At 72.9% G+C, this 18,477-nt stretch carries 18 protein-coding genes; 16 read left to right on the top strand and 2 right to left on the bottom strand.

All coding sequences use genetic code 11. The features are described from left to right. The first annotated feature begins 103 nt into the window (after positions 1-103). The 8 genes from dop (at position 104) to BJY14_RS00335 (ending at position 7,831) form a co-directional block, all read left to right on the top strand. Entirely contained in the window at positions 104-1,621 is a 1,518-nt protein-coding gene (gene dop, locus BJY14_RS00370; RefSeq protein WP_179841726.1) for a depupylase/deamidase Dop, read from the top strand. Positions 1,622-1,809: 188 nt separating this feature from the next. Then, the gene (locus tag BJY14_RS00365) at positions 1,810-2,019 is read left to right on the top strand and encodes a ubiquitin-like protein Pup (RefSeq protein ID WP_021593619.1); all 210 of its coding nucleotides are present in this window, start codon (positions 1,810-1,812) and stop codon (positions 2,017-2,019) included. Positions 2,020-2,300: 281 nt separating this feature from the next. After that, positions 2,301-3,146: a proteasome subunit beta gene (gene prcB / locus BJY14_RS00360; protein WP_179841725.1), complete on the top strand. Its 846-nt coding sequence runs from the start codon at positions 2,301-2,303 to the stop codon at positions 3,144-3,146. A gap of 21 nt (positions 3,147-3,167) precedes the next feature. Further along, positions 3,168-3,938 (top strand): proteasome subunit alpha, encoded by a 771-nt coding sequence (gene prcA, locus BJY14_RS00355; RefSeq protein ID WP_179849079.1) that lies wholly within the window; start codon positions 3,168-3,170, stop codon positions 3,936-3,938. A 192-nt stretch (positions 3,939-4,130) separates the two neighbouring features. Next, positions 4,131-5,489: a Pup--protein ligase gene (gene pafA / locus BJY14_RS00350; protein ID WP_089313247.1), complete on the top strand. Its 1,359-nt coding sequence runs from the start codon at positions 4,131-4,133 to the stop codon at positions 5,487-5,489. 129 nt (positions 5,490-5,618) lie between these two features. Further along, a complete protein-coding gene (locus BJY14_RS00345) occupies positions 5,619-6,551 on the top strand; it encodes an FKBP-type peptidyl-prolyl cis-trans isomerase (protein WP_179841724.1) in 933 nt (310 codons plus the stop codon). Between the two features lie 45 nt (positions 6,552-6,596). Further along, positions 6,597-7,253, top strand: coding sequence for a helix-turn-helix transcriptional regulator (locus BJY14_RS00340; protein WP_179841723.1), 657 nt, complete (start codon positions 6,597-6,599; stop codon positions 7,251-7,253). Between the two features lie 32 nt (positions 7,254-7,285). Further along, a complete protein-coding gene (locus tag BJY14_RS00335; protein ID WP_179841722.1) occupies positions 7,286-7,831 on the top strand; it encodes a DUF3291 domain-containing protein in 546 nt (181 codons plus the stop codon). A gap of 2 nt (positions 7,832-7,833) precedes the next feature. Here the strand turns inward: BJY14_RS00335 and BJY14_RS00330 are convergent, their stop codons facing one another. Beyond that, complete coding sequence (locus BJY14_RS00330) at positions 7,834-8,916, bottom strand: DUF3866 family protein (RefSeq protein WP_179841721.1); 1,083 nt, start codon at positions 8,914-8,916, stop codon at positions 7,834-7,836. 96 nt (positions 8,917-9,012) lie between these two features. On the opposite strand from BJY14_RS00330, the gene BJY14_RS00325 reads away from it, so the two are divergent. The 6 genes from BJY14_RS00325 (at position 9,013) to BJY14_RS00300 (ending at position 15,421) form a co-directional block, all read left to right on the top strand. Beyond that, on the top strand, positions 9,013-10,038 hold the full coding sequence (locus BJY14_RS00325) for a helix-turn-helix transcriptional regulator (protein ID WP_179841720.1): 1,026 nt from the start codon (positions 9,013-9,015) through the stop codon (positions 10,036-10,038). After that, positions 10,035-11,048 (top strand): helix-turn-helix transcriptional regulator, encoded by a 1,014-nt coding sequence (locus tag BJY14_RS00320; protein WP_179841719.1) that lies wholly within the window; start codon positions 10,035-10,037, stop codon positions 11,046-11,048. Before BJY14_RS00325 ends, BJY14_RS00320 begins: the two co-directional genes overlap by 4 nt. Before the next feature lie 23 nt (positions 11,049-11,071). After that, on the top strand, positions 11,072-11,293 hold the full coding sequence (locus BJY14_RS00315) for a hypothetical protein (protein WP_258939880.1): 222 nt from the start codon (positions 11,072-11,074) through the stop codon (positions 11,291-11,293). A 26-nt stretch (positions 11,294-11,319) separates the two neighbouring features. Further along, the gene (gene tatA / locus BJY14_RS46260; protein WP_179841717.1) at positions 11,320-11,697 is read left to right on the top strand and encodes a Sec-independent protein translocase subunit TatA; all 378 of its coding nucleotides are present in this window, start codon (positions 11,320-11,322) and stop codon (positions 11,695-11,697) included. Positions 11,698-11,792: 95 nt separating this feature from the next. Beyond that, positions 11,793-12,617: a twin-arginine translocase subunit TatC gene (gene tatC, locus BJY14_RS00305; RefSeq protein ID WP_246396371.1), complete on the top strand. Its 825-nt coding sequence runs from the start codon at positions 11,793-11,795 to the stop codon at positions 12,615-12,617. Positions 12,618-12,655: 38 nt separating this feature from the next. Beyond that, positions 12,656-15,421, top strand: coding sequence for a DEAD/DEAH box helicase (locus BJY14_RS00300; RefSeq protein WP_179841715.1), 2,766 nt, complete (start codon positions 12,656-12,658; stop codon positions 15,419-15,421). On the opposite strand, the gene BJY14_RS00295 is transcribed toward BJY14_RS00300, so the two are convergent. Then, positions 15,418-16,254, bottom strand: a complete 837-nt coding sequence (locus BJY14_RS00295) for an oxygenase MpaB family protein (protein ID WP_312878883.1) — start codon at positions 16,252-16,254, stop codon at positions 15,418-15,420. The two genes, BJY14_RS00300 and BJY14_RS00295, sit on opposite strands and share 4 nt — an antisense overlap. A gap of 193 nt (positions 16,255-16,447) precedes the next feature. Between BJY14_RS00295 and BJY14_RS00290 the strand changes: the two genes are divergently transcribed. Both BJY14_RS00290 and BJY14_RS00285 read left to right on the top strand, forming a co-directional pair. After that, the gene (locus BJY14_RS00290) at positions 16,448-17,416 is read left to right on the top strand and encodes an ABC transporter ATP-binding protein (protein WP_179841713.1); all 969 of its coding nucleotides are present in this window, start codon (positions 16,448-16,450) and stop codon (positions 17,414-17,416) included. After that, entirely contained in the window at positions 17,413-18,246 is an 834-nt protein-coding gene (locus BJY14_RS00285; RefSeq protein ID WP_179841712.1) for an ABC-2 transporter permease family protein, read from the top strand. Before BJY14_RS00290 ends, BJY14_RS00285 begins: the two co-directional genes overlap by 4 nt. Positions 18,247-18,477 lie beyond the last annotated feature (231 nt).

Here is an 18,477-nt window from a genome sequence, read left to right as displayed (position 1 = left end):
CGGCCCCTGCACACAGGGGCCGCCGCGCGGCGCGCCACGCCACGGGCGCCGCGAACAGCGGGCCCCGTGGCTCCACCCTCCCGGCCCCGATAGGCTCGACGATATGAGTGTTCGGCGGGTGATGGGCATCGAGACCGAGTACGGCATCTCCGTACCCGGACAGCCAGGGGCCAACGCGATGGTGACCTCCTCCCAGGTCGTCAACGCCTACCTGGCGGCGTCGGCGGCACGGGCCCGCAGGGCCCGCTGGGACTTCGAGGAGGAGAATCCGCTCCGCGACGCCCGCGGTTTCGACCTCGCCCGCGAGGTCGCCGACCCCACGCAGCTCACCGACGAGGACCTCGGCCTCGCCAACGTCATCCTCACCAACGGGGCCCGGCTGTACGTCGACCACGCGCACCCGGAGTACTCGGCGCCCGAGTGCACCAACCCGCTCGACGCCGTCATCTGGGACAAGGCGGGCGAGCGCGTGATGGCCGACGCGGCGCGGCGCGCCGCGCTCGTCCCCGGCACCCACCCCATCCAGCTCTACAAGAACAACACCGACAACAAGGGCGCCTCCTACGGCTGCCATGAGAACTACCTCATGCGCCGCGAGACGCCCTTCGCCGACATCGTCCGGCACCTGACCCCGTTCTTCGTCTCCCGCCAGGTCGTCTGCGGCGCCGGCCGCGTCGGCATCGGCGTGGACGGCCGCGGCGACGGCTTCCAGATCAGCCAGCGCGCCGACTTCTTCGAGGTCGAGGTGGGGCTGGAGACCACGCTCAAGCGGCCGATCATCAACACCCGCGACGAGCCGCACGCCGACCCCGAGAAGTACCGGCGGCTGCACGTCATCATCGGCGACGCCAACATGGCCGAGCTGTCCACGTACCTCAAGCTGGGCACCACCTCGCTCGTCCTCGCCATGATCGAGGACGGCTTCCTCACCGTCGACCTCTCGGTCGACATGCCGGTCGCCGCGCTCCGGGCGGTCTCCCACGACCCGTCCTGCAAGCACCTGCTCACGCTGCGCGACGGCCGCAAGATGACCGCGGTCCAGCTCCAGATGGAGTACCTGGAGCAGTCGCGCAAGTACGTCGAGGACCGGTTCGGCGCGGACGTGGACGAGATGACCAGGGACGTCCTGGACCGCTGGGAGTCCGTCCTGCACCGCCTCGGCGACGACCCGATGCAGCTGTCCCGCGAGCTCGACTGGGTCGCCAAGCTGTCCCTGCTGGAGGGCTACCGCAGCCGCGACGGCCTGGACTGGTCCCATTCGCGCCTGCAGCTCGTCGACCTGCAGTACACCGACATCCGGCCCGACAAGGGCCTGTACAACCGCCTGGTGGACCGCGGGCGCATCGACCGGGTCGTCACCGAGGAGCAGGTCCAGGCCGCCGTAGAGGACCCGCCGGAGGACACGCGGGCCTACTTCCGGGGCCGCTGCCTGCGCCAGTACGCCGAATCAGTCGCCGCGGCCTCCTGGGACTCGGTCATCTTCGACGTCCCGGGGCGGGAGTCGCTGCAGCGCGTGCCCACTCTGGAGCCCCTGCGGGGCACCAAGCAGCACGTGGGCGCCCTCCTGGACCGCTGCCGCACCGCCGCGGAGCTCGTGGCCACCCTGACCGGCCAGAGCTGAGCCCGCGGGCCGTGCCGGGTAACGGGCCGGTTTCGTGGACGGTTTGCCCGTTTCGCTGGGCGGCGGACCGGCGATAACCCGAGCATGCCCCCGGCCCCCGGGCGGAGACGGGAAACGGACCCGAGAGTTCCGCGCACCGTCGAAGATCGGAGATAGGGTCGGAGGCACCGGCAGAGCGGAGGTACGGAATGGCCACGAAGGACACCGGCGGTCAGAAGCAGACCACCCGGCGCACGGAAGAGGTCGAGGAGACCGAGGCCACGACCACCGAGGACGTGCAGGAGCGCCAGGAGAAGCTCACCGACGACGTGGACTCGATCCTGGACGAAATAGACGAGGTGCTGGAAGAGAACGCCGAGGACTTCGTCCGCGCCTATATCCAAAAGGGCGGACAGTGAACCCCAAAGCGGGCGGATCGGCCGCATAGCGAATCGCCGTTTCTCCGGGGCGGAACTCCAACTTGACACGGTAGTGAGGACATGGGTGGGCCGCGGCGGCCCGCCCATGTTCGTGTGTCCGTGCCCGCGCGCCCGGGGCGCGTGCGGGCCGGGTTCGCCGTGGGCTGACCGGACCGGTGATCGGGCGGCATGCGCGCGGGCGACCTTGAACAGTAGGGTCGTAGAGTCCGCGCCGGTGAGATCACCGAGGCCGGCGCAATGGTGGAGGGGAAGGGAGTCGCGTGGCGTCCCACGATTCGCACACCGGACGTCTGCCGGGGTTGTTCGCGAGCCCGGATACGTCGTCGTTCACGGAGTTCCTCGGGGCGTACTCCCCGGAGCTGCTGCCCGGCAGGCGGACGCCGCCGTCCTCGCGGGCGGGCGAGGACATCCCGCACGGGACGACGATCGTCGCGGTCGGCTTCCCCGGCGGGGTGGTGATGGCGGGCGACCGGCGGGCGACGGCGGGCAACGTCATCGCGCAGCGCGACATCGAGAAGGTCTTCCGGGCCGACGAGTTCTCCGCGATCGCGATCGCCGGCACGGCCGGGATCGGGATCGAGATGGTCCGGCTGTTCCAGGTGGAGCTGGAGCACTACGAGAAGCGCGAGGGCCGGACGCTGTCGGTCGAGGGCAAGGCGAACCGCCTGGCGACGATGGTGCGGCAGAACCTCGCGATGGCCATGCAGGGCCTGGCGGTGGTGCCGCTGTTCGCGGGCTACGACGAGGAGCGGAACGAGGGGCGGATCTTCTCCTACGACCCGGCGGGCGGCCGCTACGAGGAGCGCGACTTCCACTCGATCGGCTCGGGTTCGGTCTTCGCGCGCGGCGCCCTGAAGAAGCTCTACCGGCCGGACCTGTCGGCGGAGGACGCGGCGCTCGCGTGCGTCCAGTCGCTCTACGACGCGGCCGACGACGACTCGGCGACGGGCGGCCCCGACCTGACCCGCCGGATCTTCCCCGTGGTGGCGTCGGTGACGGCGGACGGGTACCGCCGGCTCGGCGAGGACGAGGTGGGCGCGCTGGCGCAGGCCGTCGTCGACGCACGTTACGACTCGCCGGGCGGCCCGACCGCCCCGCTGCGATAGAAGGGATCCAGACCGGTGTCCATGCCGTTCTACGTGTCGCCCGAACAGCAGATGAAGGACAAGGCGGACTACGCGCGCAAGGGCATCGCGCGCGGCCGCAGTGTCGTGGTGCTGCAGTACGACGACGGCATCCTGTTCGTGGCGGACAACCCGTCGCGGGCGCTGCACAAGATCAGTGAGATCTACGACCGGATCGCGTTCGCGGCGGTGGGGAAGTACAACGAGTTCGAGAACCTGCGACTCGGTGGCGTCCGCTACGCCGACATCAACGGCTACCAGTACGACCGCCGCGACGTGACGGCGCGGGGCCTGGCGAACGTGTACGCGCAGTCGCTCGGGACGATCTTCACCGAGACCAACAAGCCCTACGAGGTCGAGCTGGTCGTCGCGGAGGTGGGCGACGACGCCGAGACCGACCAGATCTACCGGCTGACGTTCGACGGCTCGGTCGCCGACGAGCACGGCTACGTCGCCATGGGCGGGCAGGCCGAGGCGGTGGCGCAGTCGCTGAAGGACGGCTACCGGGAGGGCTCCGCGCTGGAGGACGCGCTGCGCACGGCGGTGCGGGCGCTGGAGGCCCAGGACTCCGACCGGCATCTGGAGGCGACCTCGCTCGAGGTCGCGGTGCTGGACCGCAACCGTGAGCACCGCCTGTTCAAGCGGCTGTCGGCGGCGCGGATCGGGGACCTGCTCTCGGCGGAGGACTCCGGGTCCGCCACCTCCGGCGGCGAGGACGCCGGAGATTCCGCCGGCGGGGGCACGGCCTCCTCGTCCGGCGCCGACGAGGACTGACGCGCGGGCGGGCGGGGCGCCGGCCGGCCTCCCGCCTGCCGAGACGGGCCCGCGGCGGCGGGGACGGCGACACCGTCCCCGCCGCCGCGGGCCCGCGGTGTTCGGGGCGCCTTGCGGCGCGGCGCCCGCGTTCGCCGGAAACGGTGGGTCGAGAGACTGCCAAGTGACGGCCGCGCCGCATAGGGTCTTGGTGTGGACAGGCGCATCTTCGGGCTTGAGAACGAGTACGGCGTCACCTGCACCTTCCGCGGGCAGCGGCGGTTGTCACCGGACGAGGTGGCGCGCTATCTGTTCCGCAGGGTCGTGTCGTGGGGCCGCAGCAGCAACGTGTTCCTTCGCAACGGGGCCCGGCTCTACCTGGACGTGGGGAGCCATCCTGAGTACGCGACGCCGGAGTGCGACAGCGTCGTCGACCTGGTGACGCATGACAAGGCGGGCGAGCGGATCCTGGAGGGCCTCCTGGTCGACGCCGAGCGGCGGCTCCGCGAGGAGGGCATCGCCGGCGACATCTACCTGTTCAAGAACAACACCGACTCGGCCGGCAACTCCTACGGCTGCCACGAGAACTACCTGGTGGGGCGGCACGGCGAGTTCGGACGGCTCGCGGACGTGCTGATCCCGTACCTGGTGACGCGGCAGATCATCTGCGGCGCCGGCAAGGTCCTGCAGACGCCCCGCGGCGCGGTGTACTGCGTGTCGCAGCGGGCCGAGCACATCTGGGAGGGCGTGTCGTCGGCGACGACGCGGTCCCGCCCGATCATCAACACCCGCGACGAGCCGCACGCGGACGCCGAGCGGTTCCGCCGCCTGCACGTGATCGTCGGCGACTCGAACATGAGCGAGACGACGATGCTGCTCAAGGTCGGGGCGACCGACCTGGTGCTGCGGATGATCGAGGCGGGGGTGGTGATGCGCGACCTCACCCTGGAGAACCCGATCCGGGCGATCCGCGAGGTCAGCCACGACATGACGGGCCGCCGCAAGGTGCGGCTGGCCAACGGCCGCGAGGCCAGCTCGTTGGAGATCCAGAAGGAGTACTACGGCAAGGCGCGCGACTTCGTGGACGCGCGGGGCGGCGACGCGACGGCCAAGCGGGTGCTGGAGCTGTGGGAGCGGACGCTGCGCGCGGTGGAGACCGGCGACCTGGACCTGGTCTCGCGCGAGATCGACTGGGTGATCAAGTACAAGCTGATCGAGCGGTACCGGCGCAAGTACGACCTGCCGCTGTCGTCGCCGCGCGTGGCCCAGCTCGACCTCACCTACCACGACGTGCACCGCGACCGCGGGCTGTACTACCTGCTGGAGAAGCGGGGGTCGGTCGACCGGGTGTCGCGCGACCTCGACATCTTCGAGGCGAAGTCGGTGCCGCCGCAGACGACGCGGGCGCGGCTGCGGGGCGAGTTCATCCGCAAGGCGCAGGAGAAGCGGCGCGACTTCACGGTGGACTGGGTCCATCTGAAGCTGAACGACCAGGCGCAGCGGACGGTGCTGTGCAAGGACCCGTTCCGTTCCGTGGACGAGCGCGTGGACAAGCTCATCGCCGGCATGTAGGCGTGGGGCGCGGCGGCCCGGCGCGCGTCCCGGGCCGCCGCGGGCAACGCGCACGGCAGGTTACCGGCAGGTCACCCGGGCGGTAGGGTGAGCGCGCAGTAGCGCTCACCACCCCCGAAGGACCCCCGTATGCGTCGTCGTGTTCGGTTCCTCCCCGCGGCCGTCGTGCTCGCCCTGCCGCTCGCGCTGTCCGCCGCCTGCTCGGGCGGCGGCGTGGACGTCGAGGTGAGCGGCGACTTCGGGAAGTTGCCGCAGGTGAAGTTCCCCAAGGGGGCACCCGGTGACTCCTTCGCGGTGAAGACCGTGAAGAAGGGCGAGGGAACCGCGGCGCGCAAGGGCGACCTCGTCGTGGCCGACTACGTGGGCTACCGGTGGAACAAGGGCGGGCGCAAGCTGCTGGCCAGCAGCTACTCCAAGGGCGAGCCGGGCGCCTTCCCCACCGGGCGTCTGGTGCCCGGCCTGACGAAGGCGTTCGAGGGGGTGCGGCCGGGGTCGCGGGTGGTGACCCGGATCCCGCCGAAGGACGGCTTCGGCGGCGAGGGCGACCCGAAGCACCAGGTGAGCGGCGACGACACGCTGGTGTACGTCCTGGACGTCCGGGCGGTGTACCCGCGGACGGCGGGCCCGCACGGGGCGCGTCAGGCGCCGCTGGACGAGCCGGGGCTGCCGAAGGTGGCGGACGCGGCGGCCGGGCGGGCGCCGGCGGTGACGATGCCGCGCTCGGCCCCGCCGAAGGGCCTCCAGGTCCGGACGCTGGTCAAGGGGGACGGCCCGGCGGTGCGCAAGGGCCAGCTGGTGGCGCTGCAGTACGGCGGGTACTTCTGGCGCGACGGGAAGGCCTTCAACTCCTCCTGGTCGGAGGGCCACCCGTTCGGGGCGATGATCGGGACCGGCCAGGTGATGAAGGGCTGGGACCAGGGCCTGGTGGGCCAGCGGGTGGGCAGCCGCGTGCTGCTGGTGGTGCCGCCGGCGCTCGGGTACGGGGCCAAGGGCCTGCCGCAGTTCGGCATCAAGGGGAACGACACGCTGGTGTTCGTCGTGGACCTGCTGGGCGCGCACTGAGCCGAGCGCTCTAAGTCGAGTTCCCGTCGTTCTTAGAATGGCGGGATGGAGGACATCGACGCGATCGCGCTGCTGCAGGATCCGGTGCGGCGGCGGCTGTACGAGTTCGTCGCGGGCCAGGGCCGCGAGGTGGGACGGGGGGAGGCCGCCGAGGCGGCCGGCGTCGCGCGGACCCTGGCGGCCTTCCACCTGGACAAGCTGGTCGACGCCGGGCTCCTGGAGGCCGGCAGCAGGCGGCTGACGGGGCGCTCCGGGCCCGGGGCGGGCCGCCCGGCGAAGGTCTACCGGCGCTCGTCGGCGGAGCGGGACGTCTCGGTGCCCGCCCGCGACTACCGGACGGCGGCGGGGCTGCTGGCCGAGGCGGCCGAGTCGGCCGGCCTCGACATGGAGCTCCAGGACGCGGCCCGCCGCAAGGGGAGGGCGCTGCGCGGCCGGGGCGGCTCCTTCGGCACTCTGGACGACCTGGCGGAGGTGCTGGCCGGCCGCGGCTACGAGCCGGTCATGGACGAGGACGGCGCCGTCCTGCGCATGCGCAACTGCCCTTTCCACGTGGTCGCCGAGCAGTTCCCGCCGCTGGTCTGCGGGATGAACCTGGCGCTGCTCGAAGGGCTGGTGGAGGGCTCGCGGGTCCGGGTCCGGATGGATCCGCGGCCCGGCTGGTGCTGCGTCGCGGCCGCGCATTCTAAAAACAACGAGCATTGACATAGAAGTGGGGAGCGTGGTGGGGTGAGCCCATGAGCACACGGACCCGGTACCACCTCGCGCAGTTCAACCTCGCCACGCTCCGCTTCCCCCTCGCCGACCCGCGCATGGCCGACTTCGTCGCGCTGGTGGAGCCGGTCAACGCGCTCGCCGACGGCACGCCGGGATTCGTCTGGCGCCTGGTGGAGGAGGGGGAGGCCGACGCCACCGGGATGCGCCCCGCCGGCGACGACGTCATCGTCAACTTCTCGGTGTGGGAGTCGGCGGAGGCGCTGTGGGACTTCGTCTACCGCAGCGCGCACCTGGAGACGATGCGGCGCCGCCGCGAGTGGTTCCAGCGGCACGTGGACGCGCATCTCGTCCTGTGGTGGGTGCCGGCGGGCCACGTCCCGAGCGTCGGCGAGGCCCTGGAGCGCCTCGCGCTGCTCCGCGCGGACGGCCCCACGCCGCGGGCGTTCACGTTCAGCTCGTCCTTCACCGCCGAGGAGGCTGCGGGCGCTGGGCCCGGTGCCGGGGCCGGTGCCGGCGGTGAGCCCGCGGGCGGTGAGCCCGCGGGCGCCGAGCCCGCGGCGCTCTGAGGTCAGCCGAGCAGGGCGGCCGTGTGGCGGCCCGCGGCGGCCGCCGTGAGGAAGTAGGGAAGGTCCTCGTCCAGGCGGCGGCCCATGGTCGACAGCCGGACGCCCCAGTCCTTCTCGGCGGCCCTGAGGGTCTCGTGGAGGCCGTCGACGGGGACGGGGACGAGCCGGTGCCGGTCGCCCAGCGGCGCGGCCCCGGCGGCGACGCGGGCGCCGAAGTGGCCGCCGAGTTCGGGGACGGGGATGTCGGCGCGGGCCAGCGCCACGCGCCCGTAGGCGGTCAGGGAGTGGTGCGAGACACCGAGGTGGCGCTCGCGGCCGTCGCCCTCACTGACCCGCAGCGACCCCACCGGCCGCCCGCCCAGCACGGACGCGGCGTTGACGGCCTCGCCCGCCGAAACGCCCGAGAAGCCCCATTTGGTGCCCGTGCCCAGGTTGCCGGGCCCCTGGGCGAGGACCACCACGTCGGCCTCCAGCACGAGCCGCGCGGCCAGCAGGCCGGTGTGGACGGTGACGGCCTCCAGGTCGCCGCCGAACGCCTGCCCCACGGTGACGGTCGCGGCGAGGGCCCCGGCGTCCTTCAGCCGGGCGATCGACATCGAGAACCACGCCGGCAGCGCCCCGCCGTCCGGCATCACGTAGACGACCCGCGCGCCCGGGCGCGCGGCCAGCAGGGCGGCCAGGATCGGGGGCAGCGCGGAGTGCAGGTCGGCGACGATGACGGGCATCGCGTCCAGCGAGTCGGCGTCGCGCAGGACCGCGTGGTGGGGCGAGTCCTGCTCGTCGGCGCCGAGGACGGTGGCCTGCAGCGGGGTGTAGCGGGCCTTGACCAGGTGGCCCGGCCCCTCCGGGTCGGGCGGGAGCCGGTCCGGGACCGCGACGACCATGGCGTACCCGCCGGTGCCGAGCCCCATCGCCAAGGCCGTAGTGTTGAGCAGGACGGTGTCGCCCGGTTCGGGCCTTCCCACCAGGGCGGGATAGGCCAGGGCCCGGTGCGTCCCCTCGCCCCCGATCGAGACGTCCAGCTCGACCGCCCCCGGCCATTCGCGGCGGATGTCCTCGACTGTGCCTTTGCGCCATCGGATCACACCGGGAAACGGTAGCGTCCTGCAGGACGGCACGTGGGGACGATCGGCACGCCGGCCGGGGTTCGGGGCTCACGGAGGGAACGAGGTGGTGGCGGAGTGTCGCGGCGCAAGACCGAGCGGCTGCTGAACCTGGTGGTCTGCCTGCTCGCCACCCGGCGCTATCTGACGGCCGAGCAGATCCGCCGGGCGGTGCCCGGCTATCCCGACTCCGACGAGGCGTTCAAGCGCATGTTCGAGCGGGACAAGGAGGAGTTGCGCGAGCTCGGCGTCCCGCTGGAGGTCGGCAGCGACCAGCAGGGCGGCGGCGGCGAGGAGATCGGCTACCGGATCCCCCCGCAGGCCTACGAGCTGCCCGAGATCCACCTGAGCCCGGACGAGGCGGCGGTGCTGGGCCTGGCGGCGCGGGTGTGGCAGCGCGCCAGCATGGCCGAGGCGGCGTCGGGGGCGCTGCTGAAGCTGCGCGCGGCCGGGGTGGAGACCGACGTGGCCGCCGCGACGGGCATCGAGCCGCGGGTGAACACCCAGGACCCGTCCTTCCCGGCCCTGTGGGAGGCGGTGCGCGACGGCCGCCCGGTCGCGTTCGACTACCAGGGCATCGGGCGCACGTCGGTGGCGCGCCGGCACCTGGACCCGTGGGGCGTGGTGAGCCGGCGCGGCCGCTGGTACGTGGTCGGGTTCGACCGCGACCGCGACGAGCAGCGGGTGTTCCGGCTGAGCCGCATCGTCGGGGACGTCGCGCCGGACGGCCCGCCCGGGTCGGTGACGGTCCCGGACGGTGTCGACGTGCGGCGCATCGCGTTCGACTGGAGCGAGCCGCTCGGCGAGCCCCGCCCGGCGACGGTCCGGCTGCGCCGCGGCGCGGCGCAGGGCCCGCGGCGGTGGGCCCGCGACGTCCGGCCGGTCGAGGAGCCGGCCTGGGACGGCGAGTGGGACGAGGCGGTCCTGACCTTCGGAGACGTCGACCGGTTCGCGCCCTACCTCGCGCGGTTCGCCGACGACGTGGTGGTCCTCGATCCGCCGGACCTGCGCGAGGCGGTGGTGCAGCACCTGAAGTCGGTGCTGGCCGCGGCCGGCGCGCACCCGGAGGGGCACGGCGAGCAGGGGGAGATGAACGGCCGATGACGGCGAAAACGGCGGCGAAGACGGCGGCGAAGTCGGCGACGACGTCCACCGACCGGCTCGCGCGCCTGCTGGCGCTCGTCCCGTACGTGGTGAACCGCGACTCCGTGCTGCTCGGCGAGGCGGCCGCCGCGTTCGGGGTGACCGAGAAGCAGCTGATCGACGACCTGAACCTGCTGTGGTGCGTGGAGCTGCGCGCGCCCGACCCCTACTGCCCGATCGACCTGTCCTACGAGGGCGGGGAGATCACGGTGGCGGAGGCGGAGTCGATCGCCCGGCCGCTGCGGCTGAAGGTGGACGAGGCGAGCGCGCTGCTGGTGGCGCTGCGGATGCTGGCCGAGATCCCCGAGCTGCACGACCGGGACGCGCTCAGCCGCGTCATCGCCAAGCTGGAGAGCGCGGCGGGCGCGGCCGCGGCGGTGTCCAGCAAGGTCGCCGTGGAGGTGGACGCCCGGGGCGGTTCGGCCGACCCGGCCCGCACCGCGGTCGGCGTGCTGCGCGAGGCGATCGCGGCGGGCCGCCGCGTCCACCTGACCTACTACGTCCCGGCGCGGGACGAGAACACCGAGCGCGACGTCGACCCGATGCGGCTGCTGGTCGTGGAGGGCACCACCTACCTGGAGGGCTGGTGCCGCCGGGCCGAGGGGGTGCGGCTGTTCAAGCTGGACCGGATCGCCGACCTGTCGATGCTGGACGTGCCCGCCGAGGTGCCGGACGACGCGGAGCCGATCGACGTGGACGCCGGCCTGTTCCGCCCCTCGCCGCAGGACGAGGCGGTCACCCTGGAGCTGTCCCCGCGCGGCCGGTGGGTCGCCGACTACTACCCGTGCGAGAGCGTGGAGGAACTGGGGGAGGGGCGGCTGCGGGTCGTCCTGCGCACCCCGGACGCCCGCTGGGTGCGGGGCCTGGCGCTGCGGCTCGGCGACCAGGGCCGCGTCGTGGCCCCGGAGGCGATCGCGGCCGGCGTGCGCGGCGACGCGGCGCGGGCGCTGGCCCGGTACGGTCTGGCGTGAGCCGATCGGATAGCGTGGCGGATGTGGCGTGGGTCTCGGTGTCGGTGGCGCTCGGTTTCGCCGGGCTGGCCGTGCTCGCCTGGTGCGCGTTCAAGGTGTGGCTCGGCGTGCGGCGTTTCGGACGTGAACTGGAACGCACCAGGCGCCGGCTCGAGCCGGAACGGTCGGCGCTGCGCGATGAACTCTCCCGGCTGGAAGACGATCGATCGCCACAACCGCCCGGGGACGGCGTACGATCGTCCTGAGTGTCACCTGTTGAAGAGGACTGCACATGCCGAACATCGGGACCCCCGAACTGCTCATCATCCTGCTGGTCGTCGTCCTGATCTTCGGGTCGGCGAAGCTGCCCCAGCTCGCCCGTTCGCTGGGCAAGTCGGCGCGCATCCTGAAGGCCGAGACCAAGGGCCTGCGCGAGGACGATGACGACGCGCCCGCCGACCGGCCCGCCAAGACCATGCCGTCCTCGCAGCCGTCCTCGCAGGGCGACGACGCGCGCGACAGGGCGGCGCGGCTGCGCGAGGAGGCGGCCCGGCTGGAGCGCGAGGCGGCGGCCTCCGAGAGCGGGCAGCGTTCCCGCGGTGCGCTGGGCTCGGGCGAGCCGATCCAGGGTGTCCCGGTGTCGGACCCCGGTCAGGCGCGCAAGGGCTGACCCGGCCCCGCGCCACGACCCGCCCGCCACCCCCGAGCCGAATGCCGACGATGAAGCTGAACAGGCGCGAAGCCGCCGCCGCCCCCGACGGTCGCATGCCCCTCATGGACCACCTCCGTGAGCTGCGGAACAGGCTGATCAAGGCCGTGCTGGCCTTCGCGGTGGGCGCGGTCCTCGGCTGGCTGCTGTTCGACCCCGTCTGGGACTTCCTCAAGCAGCCGTACTGCTCGCTGCCCCAGTCCCACGTGGTCGACAAGGACCAGTGCTCCCTGTTCGTCAACGGGATCTTCTCCTCGTTCTTCCTGAAGCTGAAGATCTCCTGCATCATCGGCGGGGTCGTCTCCTCGCCGTTCTGGCTGTACCAGCTCTGGGCGTTCGTGGCGCCCGGCCTGTACCAGCGGGAGCGGCGCTGGACGTACGTGTTCCTCGGCGCCGCCGTCCCGCTGTTCTTCGTCGGCACCGCCCTGGCGTACCTCACCGTCGACAAGGGCCTGGCGATCTTCCTGGGCTTCGTCGCCGACGACGTCAAGCCCCTGATCACGGTCGACAGCTACCTCAGCTACGTGCTGACGATGCTGCTGGTGTTCGGGCTGACGTTCGAGCTCCCGCTGTTCGTGGTCGTGCTGAACATGGCGGGCGTGCTGAGCTCGTCGCGGATCCGCCGGTCCCAGCGCCTGATCCTGTTCGGCATCTTCGTGTTCGCGGCGGTCGCCACGCCGAGCGCCGACCCGTTCACGATGCTCGCGCTCGCGCTGCCGACCGTCCTGCTGTTCGAGATCGCCGCGCTGCTGGCCTTCCTCAACGACCGCAGGCGGGCCCGCCGCCCCGACCCGTACGCGGGCCTGGCCGACGACGAGGTCTCGCCCCTCGACCTCGAGTCGATCGACGCGGAGCTGGAGAAGGGCGACCGGGCCCGCTGATTGGGTATCGGGCCGGTCGAAACCGTAGGCTCGATGGTATGACCACCCCCGACACCACGTCGGCCGGACAGACCCCGGCCCAGCGCTACGCCGCCTACCGCCGGCGCACCGCCGGGCACGGCCCGGCCCTGCTGGATTTCCGGACGCTGTACGACTTCGAGCTCGACGCGTTCCAGCTGGAGGCGTGCCAGGCCCTGGAGGACGGCAGCGGCGTGCTGGTCGCCGCACCCACCGGTTCCGGGAAGACGGTGGTGGGGGAGTTCGCGGTCCACCTCGCCCTGACCGGCGGCACCAAGTGCTTCTACACCACGCCGATCAAGGCGCTGTCGAACCAGAAGTACGCCGACCTCGTCCGCCGGTACGGCCCGGAGAAGGTGGGCCTGCTGACCGGCGACAACAGCGTCAACGGGGAGGCCCCGATCGTCGTCATGACGACCGAGGTCCTGCGCAACATGCTGTACGCGGGCTCGCAGACCCTCGCCGGGCTGGCGTTCGTCGTGATGGACGAGGTGCACTACCTCGCCGACCGGTTCCGCGGCGCCGTCTGGGAAGAGGTGATCATCCACGTTCCGGACTCGGTGCGGATCGTGGCGCTGTCGGCGACCGTCAGCAACGCCGAGGAGTTCGGCGAGTGGCTGCACGAGGTCCGCGGCGACACCGCGGTGATCGTGGACGAGCACCGCCCCGTCCCGCTCTTCCAGCACATGCTGGTGGGGACGCGGCTGTACGACCTGTTCGTCGACACCGGCAAGGGCGGGGACCGGGCCCGGCTGAACCCGCAGCTGACCCGGATGGCGGTGGAGGAGGTCCGGCGCGCCAAGGTCAACCAGGGGCGCCGCACCGGCCGCCGCCGGGCCCCGCGCCCGCAGCGGTTCCGGCCGCCGCCCCGGCCGGAGGTGATCGAGCGGCTGGACCGCGCCGGGCTGCTCCCGGCGATCACGTTCATCTTCAGCCGCGCCGGCTGCGACGCCGCCGTCCTGCAGTGCCTGCACGCCGGGATCCGGCTGACCTCCAAGGAGGAGGCCGAGGAGATCCGCGCGCACGCCGAGCTGCGCACCGCCGACATCGCGCCGGAGGACCTGCGGATCCTCGGCTACGGCGACTTCCGGGAGGCCCTGGAGCGCGGCGTCGCCGCCCACCACGCCGGGATGCTCCCGACGTTCAAGGAGATCGTCGAGGAGCTGTTCACCCGCGGGATGATCAAGGCGGTGTTCGCCACCGAGACGCTCGCGCTCGGCATCAACATGCCCGCCCGCACCGTGGTGATCGAGAAGCTGGACAAGTGGAACGGCGAGGCCCACGTCGACCTCACCCCGGGCGAGTACACCCAGCTGACCGGGCGCGCCGGGCGGCGCGGCATCGACGTCGAGGGCCACGCCGTCGTGGTGTGGGGCCCGAGCGTCGAGCCCGCGTCGGTGGCCGGGCTGGCCGGCACCCGCACCTACCCGCTGAACTCCAGCTTCCGGCCGTCCTACAACATGGCCGTCAACCTCGTCGGGGCCGTCGGCCTCGAACGGGCCCGCACGCTCCTGGAGGAGTCGTTCGCGCAGTTCCAGGCCGACCGCGCCGTCGTCGGCCTGGCCCGGCAGGTGCACAAGAACGAGGAGGCCCTCCAGGGCTACGCCAAGGCCGCCGAGTGCCATCTCGGCGACTTCATGGAGTACGCCGCGATGCGGCGGAGCCTGTCGGACCGCGAGTCCGAGCTGTCGCGCGAGCGCGCCGGAGCGCGCCGCGCGGAGGCGGCCCGGTCCCTGGAGCGGCTGCGTCCGGGCGACGTCATCCTCGTCCCGTCCGGGCGGCGCTCGGGCCTGGCGGTCGTCCTGGACCCGGGCGTCGGCCGCCGCTCCGACGGGCCCGCGCCGCTCGTGCTGACCGTGAACCGGTCCGTGCAGCGGCTGTCGATCCAGGACTTCCCGCGCGCCGTCGAGCCCGTCGAGCGGATCCGCGTCCCGAAGTCCTTCAGCCCCCGCAACCCGCAGGACCGCCGCGACCTGGCGTCCACGCTGCGCAACAAGGTGCCCGACGACGCGCGCGAGCGCAAACGCTCGCGCGGCGACTCGCCCGCCGCCGACGACGCCGAGATCACCCGGCTGCGCGCCGAGCTGCGCGCGCATCCGGTGCACGGCTGCGACAAGCGCGAGGACCACGCCCGCTGGGCCGAGCGCTACCACCGCCTGGACCGCGAGACCGAGCAGCTGCGGCGCCGCGTGGAGGGCCGCTCGCAGGTCATCGCCCGCACGTTCGACCGCGTCTGCGCCGTCCTGCAGCAGCTCGGCTACCTCGACGGCGACTCCGTCACCGCCGAGGGCCGCCGCCTCGGCCGCATCTACAACGAGCTGGACCTGCTCACCGCCGAGAGCCTGCGCGAGGGCCTGTGGGAGAAGCTCGGCCCGGCCGAGCTGGCCGCGTGCGTGTCCGCCCTCGTCTACGAGTCGCGGCAGCCCGACGACGCCACGCCGCCCCGCACGCCCCCGGGCCCGGCGCAGGAGGCGCTGGCCGCCATGGTGCGGCTCTGGGGCCAGCTGGAGGGCGTCGAGCGCGACAACCGCGTCTCGTTCCTGCGCGAGCCCGACCTCGGCTTCGCGTGGACCGCCTACCGGTGGGCCAAGGGCGACGAGCTCGACGAGGTGCTGATGGAGAGCGACCTCACCGCGGGCGACTTCGTCCGGGCCGTCAAGCAGCTCCTCGACCTTCTCGGCCAGGTCACCGACGCCGCGCCCGCCAACAGCCACCTCCGCAGGACCGCCCGCCGCGCCATGGACGCCATGCGCCGCGGCGTGGTCGCCTACTCGTCCGTCGCCTAGGCGGCCCGGCGCCGCGCCCGGCGGGCCGAGAGCGTCCGGTTCACGCGGTAGGCGGCCAGCCGGACCAGCAGGGGCTCCGGCGGGCGCCTCAGCGGGGCGGGGGTCAGGCGGCGGCCGAGGCGGGCCGTCCGCAGGAGCGCGCCGGCCGTCCGGCGGCGTGCCGGGGTCCACGGCAGGCCGAACTGGTCCCGCAGCTCGTCCGGCAGGAGCGCGGCCGTGAGGAGCCGGAAGACGGCGAGTGCGGGCGCCAGGGTGCGCAGGCGGCGGGGCCACAGGACGGCGGCGGCGACCTCGCGGGCGGTGCCGGTGACCTTCAGGGCGGCGAGCGTGGCGGCCATGTACGCGCGGAACGCGGCGAGGTCGGGAGGCTGCGACTCCAAGGGGCAGCCGAGGACCTCGGCGACGACCCGCGCCTGCCGGTAGTAGGCCTCGGCCAGGGCGGGGTCGCCGCCCCGTATGACGTGCTCGTAGACGTGCAGGGCCGAGTCGATGAGGGTCGCGTTGACCCAGAGCTGGAGGTCCGGGTCGTTGCCGGAGTAGTCCTCGCCGCGCACGGTGGTGTGGATGCCGCGGACCTTCGCCGCGATGCGCGCCACCTGCTCCGGCGTGCCGAAGGTGACGATCAGCAGGAAGTCGAGGGTGCCGAACAGCCGGGCCAGGGGGCGCTCGGCGAAGTCGCTGTGCTCGGCGACGCCGCGCGCCACGGCCGGGTGGGCGAGCTGCATGAGCAGGGCCCGGCCGGCCGCGAGGCCGACCAGCGGCTCGGCGGCGAGGGTCCGCAGCACGTCGCGGTCGGCGAGGCTTTCGGGCGTGATCTGGGACGGGGCGGTCACGGCGCCTCCCGGCGGTCGGATCGTGCCCGGCCATCCTCGCGCACCTATTGGCAGACGGTCAATAAGGGTGCCGCGGTGCCGCGCCCCGCCGCCGGGCGCCAAATGATCCGCACTGCGGAGGATCCGGTCGGTGCCCCGGGGCACTAGTGTGATTCCGGTCACCGAACCACTACCGAGAGACGCCGGGAGAGGCATGATCGAGGCGGAGAACCTCACCAAGCGCTACGGCGACAGGACGGCCGTGGACGACCTGTCGTTCACGGTGGTCCCCGGGCGGGTCACCGGGTTCCTCGGCCCCAACGGCGCCGGGAAGTCGACCACCATGCGGCTGCTGCTCGGCCTGGACCGCCCCGACCGCGGGGACGCCCGGATCCACGGCCGCCACTACCGCGACCTGAACGCGCCGATGCGCGTCGTCGGGGCGCTGCTGGAGGCGCGGGCCGTCCACACCGGCCGCAGCGCCTACAACCACCTGCTGTGCCTCGCCCAGACGCAGGGCATCGGCAAGAAGCGCGTCGACGAGGTGGTCGAGCTCGTCGGCCTCGGCGGCGTCGCCCGCAAACGCGCCGGCGGCTTCTCGCTGGGTATGGGGCAGCGGCTCGGCATCGCCGCCGCGCTGCTCGGCGACCCGTCCGTGCTCGTCTTGGACGAGCCCGTCAACGGCCTCGATCCGGAGGGCATCGTCTGGATCCGCACGCTCATGCAGAGGCTCGCCGCCGAGGGGCGCACGGTGTTCGTCTCCAGCCACCTGATGAACGAGATGGCCGTCACCGCCGAGCACCTCATCGTCGTCGGCCGCGGCCGGCTGATCGCGGACTGCTCCACCGAGGAGTTCATCGAGCGCAGCACCGAGAAGGCGGTGATCGTCCGCAGCCCGGACGCGGCCCGCCTCGCCGACCTCGTCACCGCCGAGGGGGGCAAGGCGTCCGTGCAGGAGGAGGGGCTGCTCAACGTCTCCCACATGGAGGCGCCCCGCGTCGGGGAGCTCGCCGCGGCCGAGGGCATCGTGCTGCACGAGCTCACCCCGACCCGCGGCTCGCTGGAGTCGGCGTTCATGGAACTGACCCGCGACAGCGTCGAGTACGGCGGAGCCGGCGAGCCCGCGCCGGCGGCCGTCCCCGCGCCGAGTGCCGTCCTCGCCGAGGAGGGGGAGAACCGATGACCACGGCCACCGCCACGCCCGCCGCGGATCCCGCGGCCCACCCCCGTCCCGGCTTCGGGCGCCTCCTGCTCTCGGAGTGGACGAAGATCCGCACCGTGCGGTCCACGCTGTGGACGCTGATCCTGCTCGTCGTCGTGGACCTCGGATTCACCGCGCTGCTGGTCGGCGTCACCGTCGCGCAGTGGGACAACACCAACCCCGCCGACCGCGCCTCCGTCGTCGCCGACCCGACCGGCTTCATCCTCGGCAGCGGCTTCTTCCTCGGCCAGCTGACCATCTGCGTGCTCGGCGTGCTGGTGATCGCGTCGGAGTACTCGACCGGCATGATCCGCGCGAGCCTGCTCGCGGTGCCGAAGCGGCTGCCCGTTCTGTGGGCGAAGGCCCTGGTGTTCGGTGCGGTCGTCTTCGTCCTCGGCGTCGTGGTGTCGTTCGTCTCGTTCTTCATCGGCTCGGCGCTCATCGGGGACAAGGCACAGGTGTCGCTGAGCGACGAGGGCGTGCTGCGCGCCGTCATCGGCGGCGGCCTGTACCTGGCGATGCTCGGGCTCTTCGCCCTGGCGATCGGCGCCATCGTGCGGCACACCGCCGGAGGCATCACCGGCGTCATCGGGTTCGTGCTGGTGCTGACGCCGCTCGCCACGCTGCTGCCCGGCAGCATCGGCGACCACGTCAGCGCCTACCTGCCGTCCCAGGCGGGTCAGCTGATCGCCAAGTCCACCCAGGGGGAGAACGACCTGCTGACCCCCTGGCAGGGGTACGGCGTCTTCGCCCTCTGGACCGGAGTGCTGCTCGCCATCGCCGCCGTCCTGCTCAAGCGCCGGGACGCCTAGGCGTGTTGGTTCAGTCCCGGCCCACTTCGCTCGCCTGGCGGCTCGCTGCGTGACCGGGGCCGGGCGAACGCGGCATCGCTTCGCGATCTGGCCGGTGCCGCTCGCCTCCGGCTTCGCGGCACCGGCCAGGTCACGCGTTCGCGCGCATGGCCGGAGCCACTTCGAGACAGGCCCTGGCCGGTCGTCGGGCAGTCTGGGCCGTCTGCGAGGCGGTCCGGACGGCCCGGGGCC

The sequence above is a fragment of the Actinomadura luteofluorescens genome (assembly GCF_013409365.1).
GTDB lineage: Bacteria > Actinomycetota > Actinomycetes > Streptosporangiales > Streptosporangiaceae > Spirillospora > Spirillospora luteofluorescens.
The sequence above is the reverse complement of the archived record's forward strand: the minus strand, read 5'-3'. Positions and strand labels throughout refer to the sequence as shown.